Source organism: Pseudomonas faucium (genome assembly GCF_021602585.1).
Taxonomy (GTDB): Bacteria; Pseudomonadota; Gammaproteobacteria; order Pseudomonadales; family Pseudomonadaceae; genus Aquipseudomonas; species Aquipseudomonas faucium.
Genome location: NZ_BQIP01000004.1, coordinates 152,438 through 165,998, shown reverse-complemented (window position 1 = coordinate 165,998; position 13,561 = coordinate 152,438). Strand labels below are relative to the sequence as shown.

Here is a 13,561-nt window from a genome sequence, read left to right as displayed (position 1 = left end):
TTTTCTGTTTGGGTTCGGCTGTTGCTTACAGCTGCAGCAGGCGGAACAGGGCGATCAGGTTGATCTGCGCCAGGGCTTCCTTGAATTCGGCATCGGCGTCGTTGTGGATGCGTTTTTCGAAGGCGGCGAGGATCTGGTGCCGGTTGCTGCCCTTGACCGCCATGATGAACGGGAACTGGAACTTGGCCTTGTAGGCGTCGTTCAGTTCGGTGAAACGGGCGAATTCCTCGGCAGTGCACTGGTGGATACCGGCGCCGGCCTGCTCGTTGGTGCTCGATTCGGTCAGCTCGCCCTGGATCGCGGCCTTGCCGGCGAGGTCCGGGTGAGCGTTGATCAGCGCCAGCTGGTCGGCGTGGTTGGCGCTGAGCAGGATGTCGCTCATGCGCTGGTGCAGCGCCTCGATCTCGTCCAGCTCACCCAGCTGGCCCAGGTCATAGGCTTTTTCGGCGACCCACGGCGAGTGCTCGTAGATGTCGGCGAACACCTTGACGAAGGCGTCACGGCCCAGGGTGGATGGCTTGAGGGTCTTGAAGGCGGTCATCAGGCGTTCTCTTTCTTGTACGGGTGGGTGGTGTGCCAGTGGCGGGCGATATCCGCGCGACGGGCGAACCAGACCTGCTCATGGCTCTTGGCGTAGTCGACGAAGCGCTTGAGCGCGGCCAGGCGCGCCGGGCGGCCGACCAGGCGGCAGTGCAGGCCGATGGAAAGCATTTTTGGCGACTCGGCACCCTCGGCGTAGAGCACGTCGAAGGCGTCCTTGAGGTACTGGAAGAACTGCTCGCCGCAGTTGAAGCCCTGGACCTGGGTGAAGCGCATGTCGTTGGTGTCCAGGGTGTAGGGGATCACCAGGTGCGGCTTGCCGGTCGGGTTGTTCGGCTCCCAGTAGGGCAGGTCGTCGTCGTAGGTGTCGCTGTCATACAGGAAACCGCCTTCTTCCATGACCAGGCGGCGGGTGTTCGGGCCGGTGCGGCCGGTGTACCAGCCCACCGGGCGCTCGCCGGTCAGTTCGGTGAGGATGCGGATGGCCTCGAGCATGTGCTCGCGCTCCTGGGCCTCGTCCATGTTCTGGTAGTCGATCCAGCGGTAGCCGTGGCTGCAGATCTCGTGGCCGGCTTCGACCATGGCGCGGATCACGTCGGGGTGGCGCTGGGCGGCCATGGCCACGGCGAACACGGTCAGCGGTACGCCGCTGTCCTTGAACAGCTTGAGCAGGCGCCAGACGCCGGCGCGGCTGCCGTATTCGTACAGCGACTCCATGCTCATGTTGCGCTGGCCCTGCAGCGGCTGGGCGGCGACCATCTCGGAGAGGAAGGCTTCGGACTCTTTGTCACCGTGCAGGATGTTGCGCTCGCCGCCTTCTTCGTAATTGAGCACGAACGACAGCGCGATGCGCGCGTTGCCCGGCCATTGCGGGTGAGGTGGGTTGTTGCCGTAACCGATCAGGTCGCGAGGGTAGTCAGCGCTCACTGCAGTCTTCCTTCTTGTGTGTTGGTGCGGGGTGGGCGGGCCGCGTCGGTATGTCGCACCACCGGATGGGCTGATTGTATACAACTTCTGAAATCTTTTGTAAGCCTGTTTTTCCGCATTTCTTCCCTTTTGTCGCCTGAGAATCGGTTGCAAGAAACCTGCCTGATTGGTCAGCTAATGACAGATGGGTGTGCGCAGGGCTTGAATTTGCGACGCAAAGCCGTGAACAGAGGGGTGCGACGGATGGGCTCAAAAAATTGTGTACAATCTGCCGCTGAAATGTCTTAATAACGCCATTCCCGCCCATCGTCGGCCCTTTGCCGTGGCGATGGCTGTGTATTTTTTGCCCACAGATTGAACAAGAGGCGACAAGCAATGGGACGTTTGACCACACACGTACTGGATGCCGCTCACGGCTGCCCGGGCAGCTCGATCAAGGTCGAGCTGTATCGCGTCGAAGGCCAGCAACTGGAGCTGGTGAACACTGCCCTGACCAACAGCGATGGCCGTGTCGACGCCCCGCTGCTGCAGGGTGACGACTACCGTACTGGTGTCTACCAGCTGCAATTTAGCGCTGGCGCTTATTACCGTGCCCGCGGCGTACAGCTGCCGGACACGGCGTTTCTGGATGTTGTCGTGCTGCGCTTTGGCATCGACGAGAAGCAGGAGCACTACCACGTGCCGCTGCTGATCTCGCCGTATAGCTATTCGACCTATCGCGGAAGCTAGTTGGTCGCTAGAAGAATCTTCGTAGGTCCTTTGGCCCGCTCTCACACTGGCGGGCTTTTTTTATTGTCGAATTCGCGTTCGCTGGCCTGCTGGGGCGCGCAGTATCCGGCCTGTTCGGTAGTCGGAATGAACTATAGAGCCTGCGAGCAGCCCGCCTGCGGAGTTGAAGACCACCCCGACCGATGCAGCCCCTGCCTGTTCATTGTTACCGTGTTGAATGGCGTCCTTTGCCACTTTGCCCCACTCGAAACTGGATCCGAAGAAAAGAGACGGTTCGCTCAAGCTCAATTTCTTGTGTGGGCTCTGGCTGGCGGACGCATCCTGAGAGCGGGTGATATAGCTGTCAGCCTTCCAGTCCGGAATGCTGTTATCCCCATGGCTCCCCAGGGCATCATTGATCAGCGCTGTGACTTTTCCCCATTGTGAGGACGTGTCGACATTCTCGTGCAGGCGTTTACGAGTGGGAGAGAACTGCTCAACTGGAATATCGCCAGGTGTGAATATATTGCTGAACGTGTTGACGATACCTTTGAAAAAGGGGCTCTTTCCTTCTGGGTCGGTCATGTTTATTGGGTCGCCCAGGCAATACGCATAGGGGTTCATTCCCCCTTTGTCGAAAGGGCTCAACGCATCGGGGCTGTGGAACCTCATGAGCCTTGGGCTGTACGCTCGATACCCGTTGCCTAACAGGTAAAGGCCGGTAAATGCCTCTCGAAACTCGCCATTGAAGCCCAGCTGGCTTTTGCGCAGCGTGCTATGGCCATAAGGGCTATAAGCGCGTGTGGGGAGGGCCGGATTGTGCATGGTCAGCCTCTTGGTGATAACGCCTGTGAGTGCTGAATGACTTGTATCAAGCCCCCTCTATACCTTGCACCTGACAAAAATATCAGTCGCCCCTCGCCAAGCCTCTGCAAAAGGTGCCACATGAAAAAGGGCGCCGAAGCGCCCTTTGTATGTGCGGTCAAATTCAGAGGAACACGAACTTGGCAATGAAGATCGCGCACAGTACCCACAGGCTGGCCGAGATCTCTTTGTACTTGCCAGTACCTGCCTTCAACGCCACATAGCTGATGAAGCCCAGGGCAATACCATCGGCCACCGAGAAGGTCAGCGGCATCATGATGACCGTGACGATCGCCGGAATGCTGTCGGTGGCCTCATCCCAATGGATGTGCGCCATGCTGCCCATCATCAGCATGGCCACGTAGATCAGCGCACCGGCAGTTGCGTAAGCCGGGATCATCCCCGCCAGCGGGGCGAAGAACATGGCGGCGATGAACAGGATGCCGACCACGACAGCGGTCAGGCCAGTGCGGCCACCCGCCGCGACCCCTGCGGCACTCTCTACATAACTGGTGACCGGCGGCACGCCGACCACGGCGCCGAACACGCTGGAAGCACTGTCGGCCTTCAGCGCCCGCGACAGGTTCTCGATGCGCCCGTCCGGCGCCACCAGGTTGGCGCGCTGGGCCACGCCCATCAGGGTGCCGGCGGTGTCGAACATGTGCACGAACAGGAACGCCAGCACCACGCTGATCATGCTGACGTTGAACACACCCGCCACATCCATGGCCATCCAGGTCGGCGCCAGGCTCGGCGGCATCGACATCACTCCGCCGAATTTCACCAGGCCCAGGCCCCAGCCGGCCAGGGTCACGCCGATGATGCTGATGAGGATGGCGCCGAACACGCGCTTGTAGCTGAGGATGGCGATCAGCAGGAAGCACACCGCCGCCAGCAGTGGGCCGGGCTCATGCAGCGAGCCCAGCTTGATCAGGGTGGCCGGGCTGTCGACGATGATGCCCGCAGTCTTCAGGCCGATCAGCCCGAGAAACAATCCGACGCCGGCCCCCATGGCATGGCGCAGGCTGACTGGAATGCTGTTGAGCAGCCATTCGCGCACTTTCGACAAGGTCAGGAACATGAACAGCACGCCCGAGACGAACACCGCCCCCAGCGCGGTTTCCCAGTTGTAGCCCATGGTGCCGACCACGGTGTAGGTAAAGAAGGCGTTCAACCCCATGCCCGGTGCCAGGCCCACCGGCCAGTTGGCGTACAGGCCCATCAGCAGGCAGCCGAGCGCGGCGGCGATGCAGGTGGCGACAAATGCCGCACCGTGATCGATGCCGGCGTCGGCCATGATGTTGGGGTTGACGAAGATGATGTAGGCCATGGTGATGAAGGTGGTCACCCCAGCGATCAACTCGGTGCGGACGGTACTGCCGTGTTGCTTGAGTTTGAAAATCCGTTCCAGCCAGCTCGTTTCGAGTGGTGGAGCGAGATCCAGCGTAGGTGCGTCGGATTTGCGGCTTTCCACAGCGAATACTCCTCAAGTCTTTCTTGTTGTTGTTGGAGCCAGTGACCTGCGCAATGCACTTGGTGGCTCCGCGAGGGAAGGCAGACGCCTGACACGCTTTGTTGACTCGCGGGTCAAGAAGTTGCCCGATGGATTATGCGTTTGTGTACAAAGAATGCAAATAATGTTTTATCTTTTGTGCGCAGAAACCGCCGTGCAACGGCTATATAGGTAAAAGCCCACCTGCAGAAACGGCTCAGCCTGTGTACAATGGCGCCATACTTTCCTTCGTGCCTCGAGAGCCCATGAACGAACAGCTGCAACCTCTGAAGAAACCTGCACGTGCCGGCAAGCCTGGCCGCAGCGGTACCCAGGACGACATCGTCTATGCGCATATCTTCGAGGCGATCCTCGAGCAGCGACTGGCGCCGGGCACCAAGTTGAGCGAGGAAGCGCTGGGCGAGATCTTTGGCGTCAGCCGCACCATCATCCGCCGCGCCTTGTCGCGCCTGGCCCATGAAAGCGTGGTGCTGCTGCGGCCCAACCGCGGTGCGGTGGTGGCCAGCCCAACGGTGGAGGAGGCGCGCCAGGTGTTCTTCTCGCGGCGCATGGTCGAGCGCGCCATCACCGAGCTGGCGGTGCAGCATGCCACCCTCGAGCAGCTCAACGAATTGCGCCACATGGTGCGTGAAGAGCGCGACAGCTTCTCGCGCGGCGACCGCGGCGCCGGCATTCGGCTTTCCGGCGAGTTCCACCTCAAGCTCGCCGAGGCGGCGGGCAATGCCCCGCTGGTCAGCTTCCAGCGCAGCCTGGTCTCGCAGACCTCGCTGATCATCGCCCAGTACGAGAGCGGCAACCGCTCGCACTGCTCCTATGACGAGCACATGCAGCTGATCGATGCCATCGAGGCGCGCGATGCCGAACAGGCCGTGAGCCTGATGATGCACCACATGGATCATATCGACAGCAAGCTGAACCTCGACGAGGAAAGCGCCTCGGACGATTTGCACGCGGTGTTCTCGCACCTGCTGAAAAAGCCCAAGGCGTCCGTCAAGGGTTGATCGTTTGCAGCGGGGGCCGCTTTGCGCCCCATCGCCGGCAAGCCGGCTCCCACAGATCTAGCGCATGTGGGAGCCGGCTTGCCGGCGATGGGGAGCAAAGCGGCCCCTTGCGTTGACTGGTTTTTCACCAAATCCCTGATAAATTGCTTATTGCAAACCCCTTTCCAGGTAGTTGGGCTTGCGCAGTCCCTGCGTTCAACTACTTAGAGGAAAGGTCATGACGACGTCTTTAGGTGTGCGTATGGGTGCCGAGCTGGTCGGTACCTTCTGGTTGGTCCTGGGCGGTTGCGGCAGCGCAGTGCTCGCAGCCAGTTCCCCCCTCGGCATCGGCGTGCTCGGTGTCGCCTTCGCTTTCGGTCTCACGGTCCTGACCATGGCCTTCGCCATCGGCCACATCTCCGGCTGCCACCTCAACCCTGCCGTGTCGTTCGGGCTGGTGGTGGGTGGGCGTTTCCCGGCCAAGGAGTTGCTGCCCTACGTCATCGCCCAGGTGATCGGGGCCATTCTGGCGGCGGCGGTGATCTACTTCATCGCCAGCGGCAAGGCCGGCTTCGAGCTGTCCTCGGGCTTGGCTTCCAACGGCTATGCCGACCATTCGCCTGGCGGCTATTCGCTGGCGGCGGGGTTCGTCAGTGAAGTGGTGATGACCGCGATGTTCCTGGTGATCATCATGGGGGCCACCGATGTACGCGCACCGGCCGGCTTCGCCCCCATCGCCATCGGCCTGGGCCTGACGCTGATCCACCTGATCTCGATCCCGGTGACCAATACCTCGGTCAACCCCGCGCGTAGCACGGGGCCGGCACTGTTCGTCGGTGGCTGGGCCTTGCAGCAGCTGTGGCTGTTCTGGCTGGCGCCGCTGATCGGGGCTGCGATCGGCGGCGCGCTGTATCGCGGCCTGGCAAAAGCCCCTTAGCGCTGGTGCACGCAACGGCCGGCGGCGTAGGTTTCACGCACCGTGCGGTCGTCGCCCAGGGTGGTGAGCACGAACAGGGTTTCCTCGATGCTGGCGGACTGCTGAATGCGGTAGTCCAACAGCGGCGTGGCCTTGTAGTCGAGCACCACGAAGTCGGCGTCGTTGCCAGGGCGCAGGCTGCCGATGCGGTCGTCCAGGCGCAGCGCCCGGGCGCCGCCGAGGGTGGCCAGGTACAGCGACTTGTAGGGGTGCAGGCGCACGTCCTGCAGCTGCATCACCTTGTACGCCTCGTTCAGGGTGTTGAGCAGCGAGAAGCTGGTGCCGGCACCGACATCGGTACCCAGGCCCACGTTGACCTTGAACTTCTCCGCTTGCGGCAGGTTGAACAGGCCGCTGCCCAGGAACAGGTTGGAGGTCGGGCAGAAGGCGATGGCCGAGCCGGTTTCGGACAGGCGCTGGCACTCTTCGTCGCACAGGTGCACGCCATGGGCGAACACCGAGCGCTCGCCGAGCAGCTCGAAGTGGTCGTAGACGTCCAGGTAGCCTTTCTGCTCGGGGAACAGCGACTTGACCCAGTCGATTTCCTTGAGGTTCTCGGACAGGTGGGTGTGCAGGTACACGCCTGGGTGTTCCTTGAGCAACTGGCCGGCAACCGACAGCTGCTCCGGGGTGCTGGTGGGGGCGAAGCGCGGGGTTACCGCGTAGTGCAGGCGGCCCTTGCCGTGCCAGCGTTCGATCAGCGCCTTGCTCTGGGTGTAGCTGGTTTCAGCGGTGTCGGTGAGGTAGTCCGGGGCGTTGCGGTCCATCATCACCTTGCCGGCGATCAGGCGCAGGTCCAGGCGCTCGGCCTCTTCGAACAGGGCATTGACCGACTCGGGGTGCACGCTGCCGAACACCAGGGCGGTGGTGGTGCCGTTGCGCAGCAGCTCCTTGAGGAAGATCTTCGCTACCTTGTCGGCATGGGCCTTGTCGGCGAACTGCTTTTCGCACGGGAAGGTGTAGGTGTTGAGCCAGTCCAGCAACTGTTCGCCGTAGGAGCCGATCATGCCGGTCTGCGGGAAGTGGATGTGGGTGTCGATGAAGCCTGGGGTGATCAAGGCGTCCTGGTAATGCACCACTTCGATGTCGGCATCCAGCGTCGGCAGCAGCTCGCAGGCGTGGCCGAGGGCGCTGATGCGGCCATCGTCGATCACCAGCAGGCCGTCTTCGAAGTATTCATGGGAGGCGTCCAGGCCCACCTCGGCCGGGTCGGCGATGCTGTGCAGGATGGCGGCACGGTAGGCTTTGCGGGTCAGGGTCATAACACACTCGTCAAAGGGCTTGGCTGCGCCGGGAAGGCGGCAGCAGTTGGGCAATGGGGCCGGCATTCACACCAGCGTCGTGCTGGCCGAAGCAGGCGTTGTAGGTGGCAATGATTTCGGCGGCGATGGACACGGCGATCTCGATCGGCAGCTTGCCCTTGACCTCGGCCAGGCCCATCGGGCAGCGCATGCGCGCCATCAGCGCGTCATCGAAGCCGCGCTCGCGCAGGCGGTGCTCGAACTTGACCCGTTTGGTCTTCGAGCCGATCAGGCCGAACCAGGTGAAATCATTGCGCTTGAGGATGGCGGCGGTCAGCTCCAGGTCGAGCTGGTGGTTGTGGGTCATGACGATGCAGTAGCACCCGGCGGGCAGCTCGGCCACTTCGTCGACCGGCTCCTCGCTGACCACCTGGGTCACCCCGTTGGGGATGAGTTCGGGGAATTCCTGTTCGCGCGAATCGATCCAGCGCACCCGGCAGGGCAGCGCGGCGAGCAAGGGTACCAGAGCGCGGCCGACATGGCCCGCGCCGAATACGGCGATCTCCGCCTGCACCGCGGCCATCGGCTCGAACAGCAGCACGGTGGCGCCGCCGCAGCACTGGCCGAGGCTGGCGCCGAGGCTGAAGCGCTCAAGGTGCGGGGTGCTGCGGTGCTCCTCGAGCATCTGCCGGGCGATGTGCAGCGCCTTGTATTCAAGGTGGCCGCCGCCGATGGTGTCGTACAGCCCGGTGGCGCTGACGACCATCTTCGAGCCGGCGTTGCGTGGGGTCGAGCCGCGCTCCTCGATGATGGTCACCAGCACGCAGGCTTCGCCGCGGGACTGGTGGTCGGCGAGGGCGTTGATCCATTGGTGCATGATTCAACCTCTCTTGAGATCGATACGGTCCCTGGTAGGAGCGGCCTTGCGTCGCGAAAGGGCTGCGCAGCAGCCCCAACAATCTATGCAGTAGCCGAGATCTTGGGGCCGCTTCGCGACCCTTTCGCGACACAAGGCCGCTCCTACAGGAAACCTCGCTGTCAGTGAGTCACGGTTTCCAGTTCTTGTTCGGCGCTTTGCTGCTGAGCTGCCGCCTGGCGCATCTGCTCGCAACCCCACAGCACCCGCTCCGGCGTCGCCGGCGCGTCGATATCCGGCTGCACCTTGTAGTCGGCCATGCTGGCCACGGCATCCTTGATCGCACACCAGGCAGCGATGCCGAGCATGAACGGCGGCTCGCCCACGGCCTTGGAGTGGAACACCGTGTCTTCCGGGTTCTTGCGGTTTTCCACCAGCTTCACGCGCAAATCCAGCGGCATGTCGGCCACGGCCGGGATCTTGTAGCTGGCCGGGCCGTTGGTCATCAGCTTGCCCTTGGCGTTCCACACCAGCTCCTCGGTGGTCAGCCAGCCCATGCCCTGGATGAAGCCGCCTTCGACCTGGCCGATGTCGATGGCCGGGTTCAGCGAATCACCCACATCGTGCAGGATGTCGGCGCGCAGCATCTTGTATTCGCCGGTCAGGGTGTCGACCACCACCTCGACGCAGGCAGCGCCGAAGGCGAAGTAGTAGAACGGCCGGCCGCGCGCCTGGCTGCGGTCGTAGAAGATCTTCGGCGTGCGGTAGAAGCCGGTAGTGGACAGCGACACCTGGGCGAAGTAGGCCTGCTGCACCAGCTGCTCGAAGCTGACGATCTGGTCGCGCACGCGCACATGGCCGTTGCGAAACTCCACGTCTTCCTCGGTCACCTGGTAGTGCCGCGCGGCGAACTCGGTGAGGCGCTTCTTGAGGATCTCGGCGGCATTCTGCGCCGCCTTGCCGTTCAGGTCGGCGCCGCTGGAGGCGGCGGTCGGCGAGGTGTTGGGCACCTTGTCGGTGTTGGTGGCGGTGATCTGGATGCGGCTGAAATCGACCTGGAAGATCTGCGCCACCACCTGCGCCACCTTGGTGTTCAGGCCCTGGCCCATTTCGGTGCCGCCGTGGTTCAGGTGGATGCTGCCGTCGGTATAGATGTGGATCAGTGCACCGGCCTGGTTGAGGAACGTGGCGGTGAACGAGATGCCGAACTTGACCGGGGTCAGCGCCAGGCCTTTCTTGAGCACCGGGCTGTTGGCGTTGAAGCGGCGGATCGACTCGCGGCGCTCGGCGTAGTCGCTGCTGGCCTCGAGCTCCGCGGTCATCTCTTCGAGCATGTTGTGCTCGACGGTCTGGTAGTAGTGGGTGACGTTGCGCTCGGTCTTGCCGTAGTAGTTGGCCTTGCGCACCGCCAGCGGGTCGCGGCCCAGGTGGCGGGCGATGTGGTCCATCACCTGCTCGATGGCGACCATCCCCTGCGGGCCGCCAAAGCCGCGGTAGGCGGTGTTGGAGGCGGTGTTGGTCTTGCAGCGGTGGCCATGCACGGTGGCATCGCCCAGGTAGTAGGCGTTGTCGGAGTGGAACATGGCGCGGTCGACGATCGAGCCGGACAAGTCCGGCGAGTAGCCGCAGTTGCCGGCCAGGTCGAAGTTGATGCCGTGCAGCCGGCCATTGTCATCGAAGCCCACGTCGTATTCGACGTAGAACGGGTGGCGCTTGCCGGTCATCATCATGTCTTCGACCCGCGGCAGGCGCATCTTGGTCGGCTGGCCGGTCAGGCGCGCGATCACCGCGCACAGGCAGGCCGGGCTTGCGGCCTGGGTTTCCTTGCCGCCGAAGCCACCGCCCATGCGGCGCATGTCCAGCACCACCTTGTTCATCGGCACATCGAGCACTTCGGCGACCAGCTTCTGCACTTCGGTGGGGTTTTGCGTGGAGCAGAACACGATCATGCCGCCGTCTTCGGTGGGCATCACCGAGGAGATCTGCGTCTCCAGGTAGAAGTGCTCCTGGCCGCCGATGTGCAGGGTGCCCTGCAGGCGGTGCGGGGCGCCGGCCAGTGCGGTGGCCGAGTCGCCGCGCTGGTGGGTGTGGCTGTCGAGCACGAAGTGCTTCTTGCGAAACGCCTCGACCACATCCAGCACCGGCTCCAGGTCTTCGTACTCGACGATCGCCGCCATGGCGGCGCGGCGGGCGGTTTCCAGGTCACGGGCGGCCACGGCGAGCACCGGCTGGCCGAAGAACTCGACCTTGTCGATGGCCAGCAATGGGTCGCCGGCGACCACCGGGCCGATGTCCTTGAGGCCGGGGATGTCTTCGTGGGTGATGGCGATGCGCACGCCTTCGAAGGCATAGCACGGCGTGGTGTCGATGCGCAGGATGCGCGCATGGGCGCGGTCGGCGGTGCGCGCATAGACGTGCAGCTGGTTGGGGAATTCCAGGCGGTCGTCGATGTACACCGCTTCGCCGGCCACGTGCTTGTCGGCGCTGTCGTGCTTGACGCTGCGCCCGACCCCGGTGGTCAGGTCCTGGCTGAACAGTTCGGCCATCTCGGCCTGGCTCTTGACGGCGTGATGGTTAGACATAGTCGGTCACCCGGGTTTCGATGTGCGGCGTTTGCAGTTCGATGAAGTACTTGCGCAGCAGGTTCTGCGCGGTCAGCAGGCGGTACTCCTTGCTGGCGCGAAAATCGCTGAGCGGGGTGAAGTCTTCGGCCAGGGCCTGGCAGGCGCGCTCGATGCTGGCCTGGTTCCACGGCTTGCCGCGCAGGGCGGCCTCGCAGGCGCGGGCACGCTTGGGGATCGCGGCCATGCCGCCGAAGGCAATGCGCACGCCACTGACCACACCCTGTTCGATGCTCAGGTTGAAGGCTGCGCACACTGCCGAGATGTCGTCGTCCAGGCGCTTGGAGACCTTGTAGGCGCGGAAGGCCCAGTCGTTGCTGGCGCGCGGCACGATGATCTTCTCGATGAACTCGCTGTCCTGGCGGGCGGTGATGCGGTAGTCGATGAAGTAGTCTTCCAGCGCCATGCTGCGCTGGCGGTCGCCTTGGCGCAGGACGATCTGCGCATCCAGGGCAATCAGCAAAGGTGGCGAGTCGCCGATCGGCGAGGCATTGCCGATGTTGCCGCCCAGGGTGCCCTGGTTGCGGATCTGCAGCGAGGCGAAGCGGTGCAGCAGGTCGCCGAAGTCCGGGTATTCCTCGTTGAGCGCGCCGTAGCAGTCGGTGAGCGGGGTGGCGGCGCCGATTTCCAGGTGGCTGGCGGTCTTGTCGATGCGCTTGAGCTCGGCGACGTGGCCGACGTAGATCATTACCGGCAGGGTCTTGTGGAACTGGGTCACTTCCAGCGCCAGGTCGGTACCGCCGGCCAGCAGCCGGGCTTCAGGGTGCGAGCTGTACAGGTCGGCAAGGTCGGCCACGGTCAGCGGCACCAGGCAGCGCTTGTCGCCGCTGTTGAGCTCGCCGGTCTGGGTCGGGGTGATGGCCTTGAGGCGGCTGATGGTCTGTGCCTGCTGGGCATCGAACTGGTCGCGGCAGGGCAGGCGGCAGCTTTGCTCGGCGGCGTCGAGGATCGGCCGGTAGCCGGTGCAGCGGCAGAGGTTGCCGGCCAGTGCTTCCTGGGCCTGGTGCAGGTCGTGGCCCTGGCTGTTTTTCTGCAGGGCGAACAGCGACATCACGAAACCTGGGGTGCAGAAGCCGCATTGCGAGCCATGGCAGTCGGCCATGGCCTGTTGCACGCTGTGCAGCTGGCCCTGGTGCTTGAGCCCTTCGACGCTGATCAGTTGCTTGCCGTGCAGGGAGGAGACGAACGTCAGGCACGAGTTGAGGCTGCGGTAGCGCAGGCTGTCTTCGCCTTGTTCGTTCTGGGTGAGTTCGCCGACCACCACGGTGCAGGCGCCGCAGTCGCCACTGGCGCAGCCCTCCTTGGTGCCGGGTTTGCCCAGGTGCTCGCGCAGGTACTGCAGCACCGTCATGTTCGGATCCAGGGCGTGCTCACTACGCAGCTCCTGGTTGACGAGAAACTGGATCACGGGGAAGGCCTCGCAATGGTTTTATTGTTGTTGAGCGGACAATAAGCAGACCTGACGAAGTGGTCAATATTTTTCTGACTTTCAAGTCAGGAAAATCCACATGTCGGCGCCCGACCGGTCAAACTGCCCATATTCAAAGCATAGATCGCGCCGGCCCGGTGACTGCCCGGCGGCCCAAATAAAGCGCCGTGCCCCTCTGCGCGAGCGCTGGGCAAGTGCGCTACAATCCGCCACTTGTGTCAGTTCAATGATTTTGAAGGAAAACCATGACGTTCAAGGCGCCGGACAGCCTCTCCGAGCAGATTGCCGATTACCTGGCCGAACGCATCATCCGCGGCGAACTTGCGCCGGGTGAGCGTATCCAGGAGCAGAAGGTCACCCAGGCTCTGAATGTCAGCCGTGGCTCGGTGCGCGAAGCGCTGTTGATCCTCGAACGTCGCCATCTGGTGGCGATCCTGGCGCGTCGTGGTGCCCATGTGACCCGGCTCGACGAGCGCAGCGTGCGCAGCCTGTGCGCGCTGATGGGGGAGTTCTACATCCTGCTGGGCAACGCCGTTGCACAAAAATGGCGCAGCGATGCCGACCTGCGCCCGTTCCTGGAGATCCAGCAGCGCCTGCAGCAGGCGCGTGAGCAGCAGGACATCAAGGCATTCGTGGGCGAAAGCTTCGCGGTGATGCGCGCCGCCTACCCGTTCGCCGACAACCCCTACCTGCAGGAAACCGTGGAAAACCTGCAGCCGGCCATGAGCCGCGCCTACTACCTGGCCCTGGACCAGCGCCAGGCCAGCATGCTCGACTACCTGGACCTGTTCGCCCGCCTGCTCGACGCCGTGGTCGCCCGCGACCTGCCGCGCATCCGCGAGGTACTCACCGCCTATTGCCAGCGCAGTTGCGAGCTGGTGCTGGCGGCGCTGGCCCGAGGCTGAT

The 13,561-nt window shown here is 63.4% G+C and carries 11 protein-coding genes and 1 pseudogene; 4 read left to right on the top strand and 8 right to left on the bottom strand.

Features of this window, described 5'->3' with window-relative positions:
- Positions 1-25: 25 nt before the first annotated feature.
- A complete protein-coding gene (gene uraD, locus L6D75_RS07060) occupies positions 26-541 on the bottom strand; it encodes a 2-oxo-4-hydroxy-4-carboxy-5-ureidoimidazoline decarboxylase (RefSeq protein ID WP_176517142.1) in 516 nt (171 codons plus the stop codon).
- Positions 541-1,467 (bottom strand): allantoinase PuuE, encoded by a 927-nt coding sequence (puuE, locus tag L6D75_RS07055; RefSeq protein WP_176517141.1) that lies wholly within the window; start codon positions 1,465-1,467, stop codon positions 541-543. The genes uraD and puuE overlap by 1 nt, the downstream gene beginning before the upstream one ends.
- 375 nt (positions 1,468-1,842) lie before the next feature.
- Between puuE and uraH the strand changes: the two genes are divergently transcribed.
- A complete protein-coding gene (gene uraH / locus L6D75_RS07050) occupies positions 1,843-2,196 on the top strand; it encodes a hydroxyisourate hydrolase (protein ID WP_054884130.1) in 354 nt (117 codons plus the stop codon).
- Positions 2,197-2,742: 546 nt separating this feature from the next.
- Here the strand turns inward: uraH and L6D75_RS27600 are convergent.
- Positions 2,743-2,973, bottom strand: a pseudogene (locus L6D75_RS27600) (RHS repeat-associated core domain-containing protein); the annotation flags it as partial.
- Between the two features lie 190 nt (positions 2,974-3,163).
- A complete protein-coding gene (locus L6D75_RS07040; RefSeq protein ID WP_176517138.1) occupies positions 3,164-4,513 on the bottom strand; it encodes an NCS2 family permease in 1,350 nt (449 codons plus the stop codon).
- Between the two features lie 284 nt (positions 4,514-4,797).
- Here L6D75_RS07040 and L6D75_RS07035 point away from each other — a divergent pair, with 284 nt between their 5' ends.
- Entirely contained in the window at positions 4,798-5,553 is a 756-nt protein-coding gene (locus tag L6D75_RS07035) for a GntR family transcriptional regulator (protein ID WP_176517136.1), read from the top strand.
- A gap of 217 nt (positions 5,554-5,770) precedes the next feature.
- Entirely contained in the window at positions 5,771-6,469 is a 699-nt protein-coding gene (gene aqpZ / locus L6D75_RS07030; RefSeq protein WP_176517134.1) for an aquaporin Z, read from the top strand.
- Here the strand turns inward: aqpZ and guaD are convergent.
- The 4 genes from guaD to xdhA all read right to left on the bottom strand — a co-directional run bounded on the left by guaD (position 6,466) and on the right by xdhA (position 12,634).
- Positions 6,466-7,770 carry a guanine deaminase gene (gene guaD / locus L6D75_RS07025; RefSeq protein ID WP_176517133.1) on the bottom strand — a complete coding sequence of 435 codons (1,305 nt, stop codon included), beginning with the start codon at positions 7,768-7,770 and terminating at the stop codon, positions 6,466-6,468. The genes aqpZ and guaD overlap by 4 nt on opposite strands.
- A 10-nt stretch (positions 7,771-7,780) precedes the next feature.
- A complete protein-coding gene (xdhC, locus tag L6D75_RS07020) occupies positions 7,781-8,626 on the bottom strand; it encodes a xanthine dehydrogenase accessory protein XdhC (RefSeq protein ID WP_176517132.1) in 846 nt (281 codons plus the stop codon).
- Positions 8,627-8,787: 161 nt separating this feature from the next.
- Entirely contained in the window at positions 8,788-11,187 is a 2,400-nt protein-coding gene (gene xdhB, locus L6D75_RS07015; protein WP_176517131.1) for a xanthine dehydrogenase molybdopterin binding subunit, read from the bottom strand.
- Complete coding sequence (gene xdhA, locus L6D75_RS07010; protein WP_176517130.1) at positions 11,180-12,634, bottom strand: xanthine dehydrogenase small subunit; 1,455 nt, start codon at positions 12,632-12,634, stop codon at positions 11,180-11,182. The genes xdhB and xdhA overlap by 8 nt, the downstream gene beginning before the upstream one ends.
- Positions 12,635-12,900: 266 nt before the next feature.
- On the opposite strand from xdhA, the gene L6D75_RS07005 reads away from it, so the two are divergent.
- Entirely contained in the window at positions 12,901-13,560 is a 660-nt protein-coding gene (locus tag L6D75_RS07005) for a GntR family transcriptional regulator (RefSeq protein ID WP_176517129.1), read from the top strand.
- Position 13,561 lies beyond the last annotated feature (1 nt).

Excerpts from the sequence above, each read along its gene's own strand:
- uraD (WP_176517142.1), bottom strand. The coding sequence starts at position 541 with ATGACCGCCTTCAAGACCCTCAAGCCATCCACCCTGGGCCGTGACGCC.
- uraH (WP_054884130.1), top strand. The coding sequence starts at position 1,843 with ATGGGACGTTTGACCACACACGTACTGGATGCCGCTCACGGCTGCCCG.
- L6D75_RS07035 (WP_176517136.1), top strand. The coding sequence starts at position 4,798 with ATGAACGAACAGCTGCAACCTCTGAAGAAACCTGCACGTGCCGGCAAG.
- aqpZ (WP_176517134.1), top strand. The coding sequence starts at position 5,771 with ATGACGACGTCTTTAGGTGTGCGTATGGGTGCCGAGCTGGTCGGTACC.
- guaD (WP_176517133.1), bottom strand. The coding sequence starts at position 7,770 with ATGACCCTGACCCGCAAAGCCTACCGTGCCGCCATCCTGCACAGCATC.
- xdhC (WP_176517132.1), bottom strand. The coding sequence starts at position 8,626 with ATGCACCAATGGATCAACGCCCTCGCCGACCACCAGTCCCGCGGCGAA.
- xdhB (WP_176517131.1), bottom strand. The coding sequence starts at position 11,187 with ATGTCTAACCATCACGCCGTCAAGAGCCAGGCCGAGATGGCCGAACTG.
- L6D75_RS07005 (WP_176517129.1), top strand. The coding sequence starts at position 12,901 with ATGACGTTCAAGGCGCCGGACAGCCTCTCCGAGCAGATTGCCGATTAC.